Annotated in this window: 15 protein-coding genes; 4 read left to right on the plus strand and 11 right to left on the minus strand. The window is 43.9% G+C overall.

Features of this window, described 5'->3' with window-relative positions:
• Nucleotides 1–7 precede the first annotated feature (7 nt).
• Together rpsL and SJY28_RS01940 are read right to left on the minus strand one after the other, a co-directional pair.
• A complete protein-coding gene (rpsL, locus tag SJY28_RS01935) occupies nt 8–382 on the minus strand; it encodes a 30S ribosomal protein S12 (RefSeq protein WP_011281154.1) in 375 nt (124 codons plus the stop codon).
• Nucleotides 383–793: 411 nt separating this feature from the next.
• Nucleotides 794–1,915, minus strand: coding sequence for an EcsC family protein (locus SJY28_RS01940; RefSeq protein WP_379543244.1), 1,122 nt, complete (start codon nt 1,913–1,915; stop codon nt 794–796).
• Between the two features lie 499 nt (nt 1,916–2,414).
• Here SJY28_RS01940 and SJY28_RS01945 point away from each other — a divergent pair, with 499 nt between their 5' ends.
• Nucleotides 2,415–3,650 carry a beta-ketoacyl-ACP synthase II gene (locus tag SJY28_RS01945; protein ID WP_102091614.1) on the plus strand — a complete coding sequence of 412 codons (1,236 nt, stop codon included), beginning with the start codon at nt 2,415–2,417 and terminating at the stop codon, nt 3,648–3,650.
• A gap of 3 nt (nt 3,651–3,653) precedes the next feature.
• Nucleotides 3,654–5,387, plus strand: a complete 1,734-nt coding sequence (locus tag SJY28_RS01950; protein ID WP_379543245.1) for an anthranilate synthase component I family protein — start codon at nt 3,654–3,656, stop codon at nt 5,385–5,387.
• A 155-nt stretch (nt 5,388–5,542) separates the two neighbouring features.
• Here SJY28_RS01950 and hisC read toward each other — a convergent pair whose 3' ends face one another.
• The 8 genes from hisC to SJY28_RS01990 form a co-directional block, all read right to left on the minus strand.
• Complete coding sequence (gene hisC / locus SJY28_RS01955) at nt 5,543–6,676, minus strand: histidinol-phosphate transaminase (protein WP_379543246.1); 1,134 nt, start codon at nt 6,674–6,676, stop codon at nt 5,543–5,545.
• Nucleotides 6,677–6,750: 74 nt separating this feature from the next.
• The gene (gene hisD / locus SJY28_RS01960; RefSeq protein ID WP_379543247.1) at nt 6,751–8,046 is read right to left on the minus strand and encodes a histidinol dehydrogenase; all 1,296 of its coding nucleotides are present in this window, start codon (nt 8,044–8,046) and stop codon (nt 6,751–6,753) included.
• Between the two features lie 250 nt (nt 8,047–8,296).
• Nucleotides 8,297–8,989 carry an ATP phosphoribosyltransferase gene (gene hisG / locus SJY28_RS01965; RefSeq protein ID WP_057761746.1) on the minus strand — a complete coding sequence of 231 codons (693 nt, stop codon included), beginning with the start codon at nt 8,987–8,989 and terminating at the stop codon, nt 8,297–8,299.
• Between the two features lie 94 nt (nt 8,990–9,083).
• On the minus strand, nt 9,084–10,352 hold the full coding sequence (murA, locus tag SJY28_RS01970) for a UDP-N-acetylglucosamine 1-carboxyvinyltransferase (RefSeq protein WP_114701832.1): 1,269 nt from the start codon (nt 10,350–10,352) through the stop codon (nt 9,084–9,086).
• Between the two features lie 111 nt (nt 10,353–10,463).
• Entirely contained in the window at nt 10,464–10,715 is a 252-nt protein-coding gene (locus SJY28_RS01975) for a BolA family protein (protein WP_102091608.1), read from the minus strand.
• A 164-nt stretch (nt 10,716–10,879) separates the two neighbouring features.
• Entirely contained in the window at nt 10,880–11,875 is a 996-nt protein-coding gene (locus SJY28_RS01980; protein ID WP_379543248.1) for an alpha/beta hydrolase, read from the minus strand.
• Between the two features lie 236 nt (nt 11,876–12,111).
• On the minus strand, nt 12,112–12,912 hold the full coding sequence (locus tag SJY28_RS01985) for a BON domain-containing protein (RefSeq protein ID WP_341610590.1): 801 nt from the start codon (nt 12,910–12,912) through the stop codon (nt 12,112–12,114).
• A 213-nt stretch (nt 12,913–13,125) separates the two neighbouring features.
• Nucleotides 13,126–13,611, minus strand: coding sequence for a YraN family protein (locus SJY28_RS01990; protein WP_379543249.1), 486 nt, complete (start codon nt 13,609–13,611; stop codon nt 13,126–13,128).
• Between the two features lie 143 nt (nt 13,612–13,754).
• Between SJY28_RS01990 and rsmI the strand changes: the two genes are divergently transcribed.
• On the plus strand, nt 13,755–14,711 hold the full coding sequence (gene rsmI / locus SJY28_RS01995; protein WP_379543250.1) for a 16S rRNA (cytidine(1402)-2'-O)-methyltransferase: 957 nt from the start codon (nt 13,755–13,757) through the stop codon (nt 14,709–14,711).
• Nucleotides 14,712–14,764: 53 nt separating this feature from the next.
• Nucleotides 14,765–15,784, plus strand: a complete 1,020-nt coding sequence (locus SJY28_RS02000) for an adenosine kinase (RefSeq protein ID WP_379543252.1) — start codon at nt 14,765–14,767, stop codon at nt 15,782–15,784.
• Between the two features lie 115 nt (nt 15,785–15,899).
• Here SJY28_RS02000 and SJY28_RS02005 read toward each other — a convergent pair whose 3' ends face one another.
• Nucleotides 15,900–17,222, minus strand: a complete 1,323-nt coding sequence (locus tag SJY28_RS02005) for an O-acetylhomoserine aminocarboxypropyltransferase/cysteine synthase family protein (RefSeq protein WP_379543253.1) — start codon at nt 17,220–17,222, stop codon at nt 15,900–15,902.
• Between the last annotated feature and the right edge of the window lie 212 nt (nt 17,223–17,434).

The following is a 17,434-nucleotide window of genomic DNA, read 5'->3' on the forward strand; positions in this document are numbered from 1 at the left end:
TTAGTTATTAAACTTTAGGCTTCTTAGCACCGTACTTAGAGCGACCTTGCTTACGGTCTTTAACGCCTGCGCAATCTAATGCACCGCGAACAGTGTGATAACGTACACCTGGTAGATCTTTTACACGACCACCACGGATTAGAACAACACTGTGCTCTTGTAGGTTATGACCTTCGCCGCCGATGTAGCTTGATACTTCATAGCCTGAAGTCAAACGTACACGACATACTTTACGCATGGCAGAGTTAGGTTTTTTTGGCGTGGTAGTATATACACGAGTACATACACCGCGACGCTGTGGGCACGCTTCCAACGCAGGAACTTTTGACTTTTCCTTGATGGTTTTGCGACCTTTACGAATCAATTGGTTAGTTGTTGCCATAAGGCATCCTTCTCCCGTTTGGTATAAAACAAAAAAATGGGCCAATGCACCATCTATCTGACAATAATTGCAGATTTCGGGGCACCCATTTTTAGGACAGTGTATTATAAAGAGTTGTTGCTGCTATTTCAACCACTTATGAATGGTTTCGCTTTACAACATTTGATAGATATGCATTCAGCCTCTCATTGTATCACTTTATAGATTTTTCGCAGAAAAATAGCGTAATAAATAAAGCAAACAAAGTGAGCTCAAGCATCATTAAGAAAAGATGTTTAACATTGAAATGGTACTTGATAGTAACTAAGTGGTGGTATTTATCCTAATTTTCAAGTCATGTTGTTCAATCAAACTAAGATAAATACCATCGTACTTATAAATATATAACCCAACTAGCAAATTATATGTCTATTACTTGGCTTTTTTATCAGACGTTTGCTTGTCTGCGTCTTTTTTACTGCTAGTTTTTTCTTTACTAGCTTCTTCTTTATCAGAGACCTTTTCTGAATCACTGCTTTTTTCTTTACGCTCTGTGTCTTTTTTCGCCTCATCAGTATCAGCCTTTTCTACTTTAGACTCACTGCTGCTGTCATCAGTAATAGCACGATTGGCCAATTTTGCTTCTGGTGCAAAGGTCGCCTGAGCAACGCCAATAACTTCGTCAATCAACTGGCTGTTATAGTGCATGCCGATCGCTACTGCGGTGACAGGAATAAATCGACGAACCCATGATAAATTAATCTGATCTAAATCAACACCTACTTGACTGGCGACTTTGTCTATTTGCTCAGCATAGAAATTCACATTTTTATTTTTTAGACCGAGATTTTTAAGTTCACTATGTAGTCCATTGCTTTGAGCATTATCAAGCAAACCTTTACCAATACCTAGACCAGCTAGTAGCGCTTGTTTTTCTTGCATTTTGCTCAAATCAGCGTTTGATAGTAGTTCGTACGCCATCTTGACGCCTTGCTTACCTGTCAGCGGCTTATTATATACAGCAGCAATCTGGTAAACCGTACGTAATGAAACCAATAATAGCCATAGTGTATCAGCGAGCAAACCTGGTAGACCTGCTAAACCCGTCAAACCACCCATCATTGCAAGCGCGCGGTTTTGATTAGCAATATCAGTAGCTAGCGCATAACGCTCTTCGTCATCTAAAGTAGCAATATTGGCAAAACGATGTTCATTAGGTAAGTCTAGTTGACTCCAGTTGGCAGCGAGGTTGGCCACTTGGGCAAATGCGCCGTCAACTGTCGACTGGAAAAAACTATTCGGCACGACTTTCTTGGCGTATTTACCATAAGTAGCAAAGCGTGGTCCTAATAGTTGCTGCGTAGCCTTTAGTGTTTGCTCACGAAACAAATCTTGTTGGTAGTCTTCATCGCCTAGGTCTACGGCTTTGTATTGACGCGGCTTGCCTGTTTTAGCGTTTACGCTGTCAATCATCGCCCCTACGCGCTCTAGATTGTTTCGAGTAAAAGAGCCAATAGTATTGATGCTTTTAGAAAGAGTACTACGCTTTGCCATCGTGATGTCCTTAATATGATGAGTTGGTTTTTTAATATAATTGTATTTTAATATGATAGTTAATTATTAATAATAATGAATCTATTATTTTAGCCAGTTATCGTAACTGGTGTCAGTGCGAACAATGTTATTAGAATCACAAATTTTGTATCTAAAGTATAATTCCGTCCATAGCCAGTAGCTAGGCTTACGTCTCATCTCTTTACTCAAAACTCAGTCATAAGTGTTATTTTGTCGTTATTTTACACTTGTCCAAAGATTTTCAGTGCTTGATACGTTATCATGTGCCATAACTGAGAGCATAATTGTACACTGAATTTATATTGCCTCTGATAGACCGTTAACAGAATTTCGTTACCTAAATTCATGCTATCGTTATCTACATAGACTATTTTTTCATTATAATGCTCGAATTAACTCATAGTTAAACATCATATATAGATTTACCACGATTATTGCAACCAACTGCTAGCAAGTCGTTACTTATAAGGAATAGCATATGCGCCGCGTCGTTATTACTGGAGCAGGGATTGTCTCTTGTATTGGACATGATTTAGATACTGTCACCACTGCCCTCAAAGAAGGTCAGTCTGGCATCACATTTAACGATTCTTATGCTGAGCACGAGTTTAAATCACACGTGAGCGGTAGCATCAATCAATCAGAACTTGATACCAGTGGTATCGACCGTAAGCTGAAAAGGTTCTTTAGTGACGCCAGTCTCTATGCTTACGTCAGTGCGCTAAATGCGATTGAGCACTCAGGACTATCGCTTGATACTATCAATAACAACCCACGAGTGGGTGTAGTGGCAAGCTCGGGCGGTGCATCAACAGAAAATATCGTCAATGCTATCGATGCTATGCGCGAAAAAGGTCTACGCGGTGTCGGCGCAATGGCAGTACCAAAGACAATGGGCAGCTCGGTATCAGCCGCTTTAGCAACCGGTCTAAAAATCCAAGGCGTCTCCTACTCGCTCGCCTCTGCTTGCGCGACTTCAACGCACTGTATCGGTCATGCTGCTGAGCTTATCCAATTGGGTAAAGCCGATGTGATATTGGCTGGTGGTAGTGAAGCTGAACACTGGACACAGTCTTGTATGTTTGATGCCATGGGTGCAGTCAGTACTCAGTATAATGACACACCAAAACTTGCTTCAAGAGCCTATGACAAAGACCGTGACGGTTTTGTGATTGCTGCTGGTGGTGCGATGGTGGTTGTAGAGAGTCTGGAGCATGCTCAAGCACGCGGTGCCAATATTTTGGCTGAAATCGTTGGCTATGGTGCTAGCTCTGATGGTGCAGAAATGGTTGCGCCAAGTGGTGAAGGTGCTGTTCGCTGTATGCAACAAGCCTTGGCCGAAGCGGGTCTAGAAAGTGTGGATTACATCAATAGTCATGGTACTAGTACACCGCTAGGCGATATTACTGAGCTTAAAGCGATTGCTAAAGTATTTGATAATGACGTCAGTAAGGTACCTGCTATCAGCTCAACCAAATCAATGACAGGTCATAGCTTGGGCGCTGTTGGTGCACAAGAGCTAATTTATTGTCTGCTAATGCTACAGGACGGCTTTATCGCTCCGAGTATCAATGTTGACAACCTAGATCCTGCTGCTGAAGGTTTCGATATCGTCACTGAAATGCGTGAAGCAAATCTTGAAACCTTGATGAGTAATAGCTTTGGCTTTGGTGGTACTAACGCTACGCTGATTATCAAAAAGTTTGACGCTTAACCCATGCTTGTATCAAATCACAATACAACTGAGCAGACAGATTCTGCGCCATCGCCAGCTAGCAAACCTAGCTGGCGTTTTGGTGATTTGTCTGCTGCAGAACTGATGCCGCAGCTACAGCGTCACTTGCTCGCTCAAGATATTAAAGCAAACTGGCAACTTGTTTGGCTTAATAACGATGGTCGACCAGTAATCGGCTTACTCCCAAAAGTCAGCTGGTCTGTATATCCCAATGATGAGCAAACATCTAGTGACTTACCCAATATTTATAAGGTGATTAAAAGTTGCCGTGGCAATGGCGTGCGTCGCGATACTGAAGTAAATAGCGATAACAATAGTTATGCTAGCACGACAGCTTATATGAGCTATCTAGAATGGCAAGAGGAACTAATCGCTTATAGCAATACTCAAAAAGCCAATCACGACACGTCATATATCAATAGCGAAGAAAGCTCGAAACCCAGTTATCATCATGGGCTTATCGGTTTTATTGGTTATGATATTGCAGCTCTCGAACTAAGTCCTGCCGATAGAATTGAATTAGCGATGCAGCCGTCTGCTTCATTAGGACATTATGATATTTATCTAACACCTACGGCACATACTGATACAGGCTGGGAATTAAGGAATCATCTAACTAACGATGACACTTATGAGAATATTGGTCATAAGACAAACGATAATCTTGTAACGACTCTTACCTCTTACCTCGACGAACTGGATCAAAAACTGTCTGATAACTATCTCAATCAATCACAGTTCGAAGATTCATCAAGTATCACTTCCCTAGTTTTAAGTCCGCGATGGAGCAAGCTTGATTATCAACAAGCATTTAATCGCACACAAGACTATCTACAGCAAGGCGACTGCTATCAGATAAACCTGACACAGAAATGGTCTGGCAGTTTAGCGTGTAAAAATAACGATGTTCAATCAGCCTTTTCACTTATTGACTATTTGCCTGCGCTATATCGCAATACAAAAGCGCCTTTTGCAGGATATGTGAGCGTTAAGGGCAATGATGGTGATTACCTAAATAGAAGCAATAGCTTTAACGCAGACGGCAATCATTTTGAGCTATTAAGCTGCTCACCTGAGTTATTTTTTACATTCACTAGAGAAATCGACACTGGCAAACACTCTATTCGCACCAAGCCTATTAAGGGAACCATGCCACGAGGTGTTACTAACGAGCAAGATGATCTGTATAAACAGCAACTGGTCAATAGCGAAAAAGACCGTGCCGAAAATGTCATGATTGTAGATTTACTGCGTAATGATTTGGGCAAATACGCCAAAATTGGCAGTGTGAAAGTACCGCAATTATTTGCAATTGAGAGCTTTAGTAACGTGCATCATATGGTCAGTACTATTACCGCTGAGCTAAAAACTGATACTCATCCGTTGGCTGTATTGTTTGGTAGTCTGCCTGCTGGCTCTATCACTGGCACACCAAAAAAACGCGCTGTCGAAATCATCGCTGAGTTGGAGTCTACGCCGCGCGGTGCGTACTGTGGTACTATGGGTTATATGAACTTTGATGGTAGTGGTCAATGGAATGTGCTCATTCGCACTTTGCAAGCCAACGCTTTGTCAAATGATGACTGTAATAAAGAAAGACACGTTAACCTGTGGGCAGGTGGCGGTATTACGGTCGCGTCCGATTGTGATGCTGAATACCAAGAATGCTTAGATAAAGTAGGTAATTTATTATCAGTACTTGCTCAAAAAACCTAAGATAGCGAACTCAAATATTATTGCTAATTTAAAATTTAAAAAGCCTGCCAACGTTACGTTAGCAGGCTTTATTTTTAAGACTTATCGATAGAGCTTTACGTGATGAGTAAAGGGACTAACCTATCAATATTCTATATTAAGCTATCAATCTAATATTATTCAGCAGCAACGCTAGCATCGACCTGCAAGGCTTTTAGCGCATCAATCAAACGGTTATTCTGCTCTGCTGTACCGATAGTAATACGCAAGTACTCTGCAATACGCGGCTTATCAAAATGGCGAACGATAATACCTTGCTCGCGTAACGCACTCGCGACAAAGCTAGCATCGCCATCTTTTGGACGAGCGAATACGAAGTTGGCATGTGACGGTAGGACCTTATAGCCCAATGTCGTCAATTCTGCTGTTAGCGACGTACGTAAATCAATGACTTGCTGACGGGTCTGCTCAAAGTACTCAGTGTCTAACACACTCGCAGTCGCACCAGCTTGAGCCAACTTATCCAATGGATAGCTGTTAAAGCTATTTTTCATACGTGTTAGTGCTTCAATCAATGATGCATTGCCAAAGGCCATACCAACCCGCAATCCAGCAAGCGAGCGTGATTTTGAAAAGGTTTGGGTCACGATAACGTTATCACATTCATTGATTAAGCTCACCGCTGAGACTGGAGCATCTGCATTGCTCTCGTCTATCTGAGCAAAATCGATATACGCTTCGTCAATTACAATGACTGCATTAGAATGCTCACTCGCCAGTTTACGGATATCAGCAAGCGACAGCAGTAAGCCTGTTGGTGCATTAGGATTAGCGATGATGATACCGCTACAAGGCTGACGATAAGCATCAGGATCAATGCTAAAGTCTTCCTCTAAAGGAATCTGTACAAGCTCTACACCGAACGTCTGTGCATATACAGGATAGAAACTATAACCAATATCAGGTGATAGTAGCGGACGCTCTTTTAAAAAGAAGCTCGCAAATACTAACGCCAAGACTTCGTCCGAACCATTACCGACAAATACTTGATTGATATCAAGGTTGTATGACTGTGCTAATGCAGCACGTAGGTCATTAGATTCAGGAGCAGGATACAAACGTAGTTCATCAGCTTGCTGCTCCAAAACCTTGGCAATAGCCTCCCCTACTTTTGGCGAGGGTGGAAATGGGTTTTCATTGGTATTTAGTTTGCATAGATTGTCGTGTTGCGGCTGCTCACCTGGAACATAAGGTGACAAGTTGCGCGCTTTAGACGACCATAGTCTGGTGTCTATCTTTGACTCACTCATAAATTATCCTACTATTAGCCACAAAGACTATTAAAAATAAATATCAAAAGTAAAAGCTAAAAATTCAAAATCAATTACTGATAACGATAACGAGCTGAACGCGCATGGGCTTCTAAGTCCTCACGCTGCGCTAAAATATCAGCTGTCTCAGCCAGAGGCTTGCTGCCAGATTCACTGCAATAAATGATAGATGATTTCTTTTGAAAATCGTACACACCTAACGGAGAAGAAAAGCGCGCTGTGCCTGATGTTGGCAGTACATGATTTGGCCCTGCACAGTAATCCCCAATAGCTTCGGGCGTATGACGACCCATAAAAATAGCGCCGGCATGACGAATATCATTCAACAGTGCATCAGGATTATCAACGGATAACTCTAAATGCTCAGGAGCGATACGATTGATAAGTGCCATACCTTCGCTACGATCTTTTACCAAAATCAGTGCGCCGCGGTTCTGCAATGAGTCACGCGCGATATCTGCTTTTGGCAGTTCAGCCAATGCTTTTTCTATTTCTAGCGCTACTTCGTTGAGCTGCTCTTCGCTAGTCGTCACAAAGATAGCTTGTGCAATACGATCATGCTCAGCTTGAGACAATAGATCCATCGCTAGCCAGTCCGCTCTATCTTGTGCTTCGCCTTCTGCATATACCAATACTTCTGAAGGTCCAGCAATCATATCGATACCAACTTGACCAAATACCGCACGCTTGGCAGCTGCGACATATTTGTTACCTGGTCCTGTGATTTTGTCCACGGCTGGAATCGTCTCAGTGCCGTAAGCTAAAGCTGCTACTGCTTGAGCACCACCAATAGTGAAGACGCGATCGACTTGGGCCAGATGAGCCGCTGCCAATACTAACGAATTGAGCACGCCTTTAGGCGCTGGTACGACCATGATAACTTCAGTGACGCCAGCCACCTTAGCAGGAATAGCATTCATCAACACCGAAGAAGGATAAGAGGCCAGACCGCCTGGTACATAAATCCCAACGCGATCAAGTGGTGTAACTTTTTGACCCAATCGGTTGCCTAGCTCGTCTTCATACTGCCATGTTTCTTGTACTTGGCGCTCATGGAATGTCTGTACCCGAGTTGCGGCTGTGGTCAGCGCTGTCTTTACTTTTTCATCAAGATTGGCAAACGCTTCAGCAAGCGCTTCTTTAGACAACTCTAACTCTTGCATCGACGTTGCTGGATGCTGGTCAAACTGCTGAGTCAATGCCAATACGACGCTATCACCATCAGCACGTACTTGGGCGATGATATCGTCGACGGTATGTAGTAGTTCAGCATCATTGACTGTTTCAAAGGCAAGCAACTGTGTCAATTGACTATCAAAATCGGCATCTTGGGTACTTAACTGGCGCATGACCTAATCCTATATCTGAGCGTAAAGTAGTGCTAAAAATGAACGGTTTGGAACTGAGTAAAGTAGGTTTATCTTTCAAAATATTGTGACTTATTCGATGTCTTCTTGTCTGAATTTTACGGTGATTTTATGTTTTCGCAAGCTAAGACAACAAAACCAGTTTAGCACGCTACGTCACTCATAGCCTGCTAAACTGGTTTAAAAATTTGTATAACCATGCTTTATATTACCAATGACTTGCACTGGATAGTTAGCCATTGGCGATACTATTTTTAAAGCTATCTAAGATTGGTTCTAGTAGTGCAAATTTGCGCTTATAGCTAACTTGATTGACAATCAAACGTGAGGAAACATCGCAAATATGATCGCGTGCCTCAAGTCCATTGGCACGCAATGTATTGCCTGTATCGACCACATCGACAATCAGATCGCCCAAGCCAACCAACGGCGCAAGCTCCATCGAACCGTAAAGTTTGATGACATCAACCTGCTGACCTTGGCTTGCAAAATAAGCACGAGCGACATTGACATATTTGGTCGCAATACGCAGACGACGATTTGGTAGCGGTGCATCTTTCACACCCGCAGTCATCAGTTTGCACTGAGCAATCTGCAAATCGAGTAATTCATAAACATGATTGGCACCATGCTCAAGCAGCACATCTTTACCCGCCACCCCAAAGTCAGCAGCGCCATGTTCGACATAGGTCGGCACGTCGCTGGCACGCAAAATCAATACACGCACATTTGGATTTGAGGTTGGAAAAATAAGTTTACGCGACGCTTCAGGATCTTCTAGTAAGTCAACGCCAGCTGCACGTAGCAATGGCATGGTCTCTTCTAGAATGCGGCCTTTTGATAAAGCCAAGGTTAGACCTGAAAACTCATCGTTTACTTCATTTAATAAACCGCTGGCTGGTAAAGATTTGCTTGTCTCAGTCATAATGACATCGTGTCCATGTGCAGTCCCCTATTGAAAGGGGAGTTTTTAATTTATAACGTAATATGGGTAACAGTCGATATTGAGTTAATCAATATTAAGCGTTGGTATTAATACGCTCGATGTTCACGCCTAAGCTACGCAGCTTGTCTTCAACATGCTCATAACCACGGTCAATGTGGTAAATACGATCGATTAAGCTCTCGCCTTCAGCAGTCGCCGCTGCCATTACTAATGACATAGACGCGCGTAAATCTGTCGCCATTACTGGTGCTGCGGTAAAGTTTTCGACACCTCGTACTACGGCAGTGTGACCATCAACCTGAATAGACGCGCCCAAACGATTGAGCTCTGGTACATGCATATAGCGGTTTTCGAAGATGTTTTCGATAAAAGTACTCGTACCGTCCGCTAAGCAAGCAATCGCCATTAGCTGAGCTTGCATATCCGTTGGGAAACCAGGATGTGGCTGAGTACGGATATCAACTGCCTTCGGACGGCCTTTCATTTGCGCACGAATCCAGTCATCACCGCTCGTGATAGTTGCACCCATGTCTTCGAACTTCTCTAGCACTGGCGTCAATAATAGAGCAGATGTTTTTTTGGTCAATACATCGCCACGTGTCATCAAGGCACCAGCAAGGTATGAGCCTGTTTCGATACGGTCAGGGACTACTGAGTACTCACAGCCGTGTAGACGCTCTACCCCTTCGATGGTCATCGTTGATGTACCGATACCGCTTATTTTGGCACCCATTGCAACCAACATATTGGCCAAATCTACCACTTCTGGCTCTAACGCACAGTTGCCTAAGACAGTTGTGCCTTTAGCCAATGCTGCTGCCATGATGACGTTTTCAGTACCGCCAACGGTAATCATATCAAATGAGAAATTACAGCCTAATAGCTTGCCACCTTTTGGCGCTTGGGCTTTTACATAGCCATTCTCTACACTGATTTCGGCACCCATCGCTTCAAACGCTTTTAGATGCTGGTCAACAGGGCGTGAACCAATCGCACAACCACCTGGCAATGAGACTTCAGCTTCGCCAAAACGTGCCAGTAACGGCCCTAGCACCAAGATTGACGCGCGCATGGTTTTTACCAAATCATACGGGGCATAAAAGTTATCGATACTTTTGGTATCGCAAGTGACCGTATCATCTTGCTTTTGGATTTTGATACCCATGCCACCGATCAATTCAATCAACGTTCGCACGTCTTGTAGTGACGGCACGTTATGCAGTGTCGTTGGAGTCTCAGCCAATATCATAGCTGCGAGTAACGGCAAAGCGGCATTTTTGGCGCCTGAGATGGTGACTTCCCCTGCGATACGACTACTACCAGTGATTAAAAATTGATCCATAAAGGTGACAACCTAGCGATGAGTATAAAAAATTGTGAAAACCAGAACTATAACTCTCAACCATGCATATGGCCGATTCGGTAATATCTAGTCATATAGACAGCTATTTGATTAGCCTTTTGATTGAACGTCCCACTCAGCAGGCGTCAGCGCTTGGATATTGAGTGCGTGAATATCGCCACTCGCAATCTTATCATTGACTAACGCATATACTGCTTGCTGACGCTGAACCGCGCGTTTGCCTTCAAAGCTGGCATCGACCACGCGTACGTCAAACTTATTACCTTGGTTGGCAGCTTGAATAAAAGCGTCTGGGAAGTGAGTCTGTAAAAATGCGATCAAATCGTCAGCGTTCATGCTCATAGAATGGTCTGCCTTAAAGTTTAGAATAGGGTATAGATTTAAAGTGATGACATTATAACAAGAGTTTGCATATCTTACAGTACTGTCTTACTCAAGTGTGTTTAAGCATTAAGACAGTGCTATCAATTAAACAGTCAAAAGTCATCGATATGCATAGTAATAAGCTATTTGAGCGTTTTATCCAAGTACGTCAACACTTGCGCACGCACATCATTGACCCAGCGTAGCGGCGGTGCCATCGCACCAATACTGGTTGCGTGACTGGCCCCTTCGATTTCGCCCGTTTCAACGGTTACGCCTGCTTCTTTAAACGCTTCTGTCATTTTGATTGTATTCGTCACATGTACAATTTTGTCTTTTTCCGCCGTTAATAATAGATACGGCGGCTGCGCACCTTTAATCTGACGATCTGGCATCACCTCATCAGGTGTGGCATCGGGGCCAAACGCTGTTGCACTACTGAACTTGCGGAAATCATAGCTATAAGGACCCGCAATTCCGATAACGGCTGCAATATCTGTTGGCTTAATACCATAAGGCGCCAAAAAGTCTTCGTTGGCAACGGCTGCTACTGCATTAAACGCGCCAGCAGAATGACCCATCACTGCTAGGCGTGACGGATCTGCATGGAGACTGGTCGCATTTTCAATACTCCAAGCAATTGCCTGAGCTGCATCTTTGACATAATCAGGATAGACGTGCTCAGGCGCTTTACGGTAATTAATCACTGCGGTGACATACCCTGCTTTGGCTAAGCTCTGACCGACAAAGGCATATTGTTCTTTATTACCGCTCTCCCATGAACCACCATGGACAAATACCACCATAGGATAGCTAGTATTAATAGCACTTTGAGATTTCATAGCTTGTGCTAGCGGTTTTGGATAATAGATATCTAGGTCTTGTGAAGGCTGATCACCATATAAGATATCCTTACTCACCCCAACGCCACCACTGAAAGTAATCCCATTGACGATAGCTAACGGTGATAGTGCCTGTGCGTTTTGCGTGGCTAACGCGATACTGCCCAATGCCAATATTGCCGCACCACCAAATCTCAATGTTCGCGTTTTCTTATGAGCAGGTTTATTATGTATGCCTATATTACCAATGACGCTTGTTTCTTCATTTGGTTGTATATTTGCCTGTGAATCCTTCATGACCAGTATCCTATTATATTTATTTATCAATCAGTAGTAACAGACTCACAGCGATAATGGTTCATCCATTAGCCAATGAGGTGTTTGATATTCGTATCATTGACCAACACGCTGACTCTGCTACCTTTTGCTATTGATATAGTACTCACTGGCTGAAGATTTCTCGTGCCTTTACTGTTATCACTATTTAGGCTTATTGTGATTAACGTCATTTATCGCTTGGCGAACTAGAGTGCCTACTGGTTCTGATAAAGGTCAATATAAGGGCTTGATGACGGCTGCGTAGTATTGGCCTCTTCTTCCGTTATGACAATAGGCGTTGCCGTGCTGATAGTAGTGTCTTGGGCAGCTGGCGCTGCTGCAGGATTGGCCAAATTATTCTCATACATGATGTCATCATTATTTATTTTCACCCCTCTATCGTCAACGACAGTTGTCAGCAATACCAACTCAGTGACCCCCACAGTACCATTGGCGATATCAATCAAATGACTCTGCTGAGTAGGTGTCATACGACCCATAATGTAGACCACACCATTATTGGTAACGGCTTTGATTTGTGATGCACTTACGCCATCGCTGGCGGCTATTTTGGCCAGTAGCTTTGAAGTGATATAACCATCATGAACCGTTGAGCTATACCCTTTTGACGCACTGACTTCCATCTCATTGTAGACACGGCGTACATCTGGCATAGAGCTAACGACTTTTTCTACTTCTGCTTTAAGCGTTTCAGTTGGCACTTCACCTGTTAGCAGCACTTCGCTATTGAAACTATCAATACCCATACGGCTGGTTTGCTGCAAGTCTTCTTTTAGCCCGTATACATTTATTTTGGCAGTATGTTCAATACTACGATCGAGCAGACGCTGCGGAATCGTGCGCTCAGTCATTGGCACACCATAAGTCCCTTCTGTACTGTTGGTCAGATAGTTGGTGGCACAACCTGTACTGACAACGCAGGCAGCAATCATAATGCCAGTCGTAATACGGCGTGATGAACCAAAAATAGCAGTGCGCAAATGCATCCGTGTCATTATTTACCTCTTAGAACATGGTTGTGACAATTTTATAAGTAGTGACGAGCTAAACGTAGCGGTAAGATAATACTGTATCTGATTTATAGGAACTTGACTATAACCGCTACTTTACTTAATTTTGGCCATCAGCGGTTAGCTTTTTAGTAACGAACCTTACTTGTCAGATATGGTTAGATGCTTCATTTGGCAGCATCTATCTCACTTATTCTATTACCAAGCACTGGCTATAAAAGCATTTTGAATCCATTCTGGTTGATGGTCTAACTGCTCATTTCTTGAATTTGACTTACTCATCGTGTTGTAAGCAATGACATCAAACCGGCAATCATAATGAGCATACTCAGGATGCTGCTGCAAAAAGGACTGCGCTGTCTTAATAACTTTGCGCTGTTTGCTTGCTGTCACGCTGAGTGCCGCATCGCCATAATTCGAGGACTTGCGCTGGCGAACTTCAATAAATACCAGTGTTGACCATGCTGAACCTGTCTCAATCATGACCAGATCCAGCTCACCTACTTTTGGCTGTTGCCAATTTTGCGCGACTAGCCTTAACCCTTGCGCTTGTAAATACTCACACGCCTGCTGCTCAAACCGACTACCTTGGCGCTGTTTTGGTGAGGTTAAGATTAAGGGCTTATGATTAGGCATAAGGTTAATTGGTCTGATTAACATTTGAGAATTATCATAGCACAACATGCTAAACTAGCCACTTCTGCGCGTTCTACTCTCACAATCTATCGATTGCCTCATTCATTATTTGACTGAAAAACCATAGATAACGACTGTACATACTAGCGCACTATTATTTTTTCACGTCTTTTTAACGACTCGAGGTTTTCATGTCTACCCCTACTGCGATGCCAGCTTGTCTCTATATCGTTGCCACGCCGATTGGCAATATGTCCGACATGACAACGCATGCAATTGATGTCTTAAAACAGGTCGCCATTATTGCCTGCGAAGACACCCGCACCTCAGGTAAACTACTGTCACATTTTGGCATCGATACCAAAGGAAGTAAGGCTGACGAAACAAAAGACTCAGAGACTCGTCCTGCCAAAAGTAGTGTCGAAGATGTTGACACGACGACAAAGCAAAAAGGTCACAATAAACTATGGGCCTATCATGAACACAATAGCGCCATTCAAACGCCCAAAATTATCGAAATGATTGAGCAAGGTCATTCGGTTGCCTTGATTAGTGATGCGGGTACACCTCTGGTCAGCGATCCAGGCTATCAATTGGTGCAAGCTGCACATGAAGCAGGCGTGACCGTATCACCTATCGTTGGGGCTTCTGCTGCCATTGGCGCATTGTCAGTAGCAGGGCTACCATCTGATCGATTTAGCTTTATTGGGTTTTTGCCCGCCAAAACGCATGGTCGTCAAAAACAGCTGAGCGATCTAATCGCACGTACCGAAACTTTAATCTTTTACGAAGCGCCGCATCGCATCGTATCTAGTCTAGAAGACATGGCAACGATATTTGGTGCAGACCGCGCGGTGACTTTTTGTCGGGAATTGACTAAGACGTTTGAGACGGTACACAAGAGCACCCTTGGCGAATTGGTTGAGTTTGTCAAAGCAGATGACAATCAGCAACGCGGTGAGATAGTTGTAGTTGTCGCTGGCGTCGGTGTGGCAAAAGATACTGACGACATCAGTACGCATGATAAATTGCTACAGCGTTTGCTAGAGGATTTGTCGGTCAAAAAGGCAGCCGCACTGGCCTCTGACATCACTGGTGTAAAGAAAAACGCACTTTATCAACGTCTACTAGAGTTGCAAGCTGACTAGCTGCTAATAATAAAAAGACAACCGTTTATAAATGAATTGAGGAGAGATAAGCAATGTACGATGTAATGGCAATAGGCAATGCGTTAGTTGATCACGAGTATGTGCTGTCAGATGCGGCACTAGAAGAGACCGAGCTGACCAAAGGTAATATGACGCTGGCTGGTATTGAAGAGCAGCAGCAACTACTGGCTTACTTTAAACTGGCTGAGATTGAGCCATCAAAACAAGCAGGCGGCGGATCAGCAGCCAATACTATGTTTACCTTTGCCAGCTTAGGCGGTAAGCCTTTTTATGCTTGCCGCGTCGGTGATGATGATCAAGGGGCGTTTTACCTTAGAGACTTGCACGAAGCAGGTGTCGCGACCTCAGACAAATCTATTCATGCAGGCGGCGTGACCGGCTCATGTGTGGTTGCCGTTACCGAAGATGGCGAGCGTACCATGCAGACCTATCTTGGCACCTCAAGTGAGATTGCCGCTGACAATGTTGATTTTGACGCGTTGACGCAAGCAGATTGGCTATATATCGAAGGCTATCTGGCCATGTCTGAGAGCATCCAACCAGCGATGACTCAATTACGTCAACAAGCCGGTATTCATAATGCAAAGATCGCGGTGAGCTTTGCTGACCCTGCGGTAGTAAAATTTGCCAAAGATGGCTTGCTCAATATGCTCGGTAATAAAGTCGCAGTGATATTCTGCAATAGCGAAGAAGCCAAGCTATTCACCGATAAAAAACAAGTCAAAGCAGCGGCGCGTGCCCTGCTTGAATACTGCCAAATTGCCGTCGTCACTGATGGTGCCAAGGGTGCGGTAATCGCTCACCAGCCTAATGACGAGGCAGAAGTTGAGGTGTATGACGTTGCAACGCCAGCAGTGGCCAACGTCATCGATACCAACGGTGCAGGCGATAACTACGCTGGTGCTTTCTTATACGCATTATCACAGCAGTATAGTCTGCCAGAATGTGGTCGTCTTGCCAGCGAAATATCAGCACAAGTTATTCAGCAGTTTGGACCGCGTCTTGCCTCGCAGGATTATCGAGATATTGCGCAGCGTGTACTGTCTGCTTAATTGTTAAACACATCTGTTGAACTCAGAACAAAAAGCCCATATCAAATCGATATGGGCTTTTTTTATATCATTCAGACTTGTTCAAACAGTTTGCTCAATTAATAAGCGCTTTATATTAAGCAGAAGCTAATGCTTGGGCGAGATCGGCTTTGATATCTTCGATATGTTCAATACCAATCGATAGTCGTACCATATCTGTACTAACGCCTGCATTTTCTAGCTCTTGCTCATTTAACTGACGATGGGTCGTCGTCGCTGGATGACAGGCTAGTGACTTTGCATCACCGATGTTTACCAAACGAGTTATCAGTTGTAGCGCATCGATAAAGCGCGCACCTGCTTCTAACCCGCCTTTAACACCAAAGGTCAAAATAGCAGAAGGCGTGCCCTTCATGTATTTTTTGGCAAGCTCGTGCTCAGGATGGTCAGACAGACCTGCATATTTAACCCAAGCAACTTTATCATGGTCACGCAGATATTCTGCAACGGCTTGTGCATTTTGCACGTGACGCTCCATACGTAGACTTAGCGTCTCCATACCTTGCAAGATACCGAAAGCATTGAGCGGGCTGAGGGCTGCGCCAGTATTACGTAATGGCGCAACGCGGGCACGAGCAATAAAGGCTGGCGCGCCTACATCTTTGACGAAGTTCACACCGTGATAGCTGTGATCTGGCGTGTTCAAGAGTGGGAAACGCTCAGGATAATCACCCCAAGCAAACTTGCCACTATCGACAATCGCACCACCGATTGAAGTACCGGTTCCACTCATGTACTTGGTCAATGAGTGAATCACAATATCTGCACCGAACTCAAACGGACGGCATATTGCAGGCGTCGCCACGGTATTATCAATCACGACAGGCACACCATATTCGTGAGCGACATCACTGAGCGCTTGAATATCCACGATATTACCTAGTGGATTACCGATACTCTCGGCAAACACCATTTTGGTCTTATCATCGATTAGATCACGAATGGCTTCTGGGTCTTTATGATCAAAGAAGCGCACTTCGATACCTTGACGCGGCAATGCATGAGCAAATAAATTATAAGTACCACCATACAAGGTCGACACAGCGACAATATTGTCGCCTGCTTCACAAATGGTCTGAATCGCATAAGTAATGGCAGCCATACCAGAGGCTACGGCAAGCGCACCGATACCACCTTCTAGTGCAGCCACACGCTCTTCTAGCACCGCGTTGGTCGGATTCATGATACGAGTATAGATGTTGCCTGCGACTTTTAAATCAAATAGATCTGCACCATGCTGAGTATTATCAAACGCATATGAACTGGTATGATAAATAGGCACGGCGACTGCTTTGGTCGTTGGCTCTACACTATAGCCGGCATGAATCGCTAAGGTCTCAAGACGTTGAGGGGTTTCTAATGATTGGGCTGTCTGCTGGTCTGCTGATCCGTCACTCATAGTACATTCCTTTATTTTGATAAAAGATGATTTATTGACGACGTATCGCTCAAAAACCATCTTAAAAAACTGTCTGCTAAATCATAGCAATAAAAAAAGCTGAGTTCATCATAACTCAGCTTCTTTATTAAAAGAATAGCAAAATACACATCTCTTCATGACAAATATTCATAAGCAGCAAACCAAACAGGCATATCTATACTAGAGATGAT

The sequence above is a fragment of the Psychrobacter sp. R86515 genome (assembly GCF_042466315.1).
Lineage (GTDB): Bacteria > Pseudomonadota > Gammaproteobacteria > Pseudomonadales > Moraxellaceae > Psychrobacter.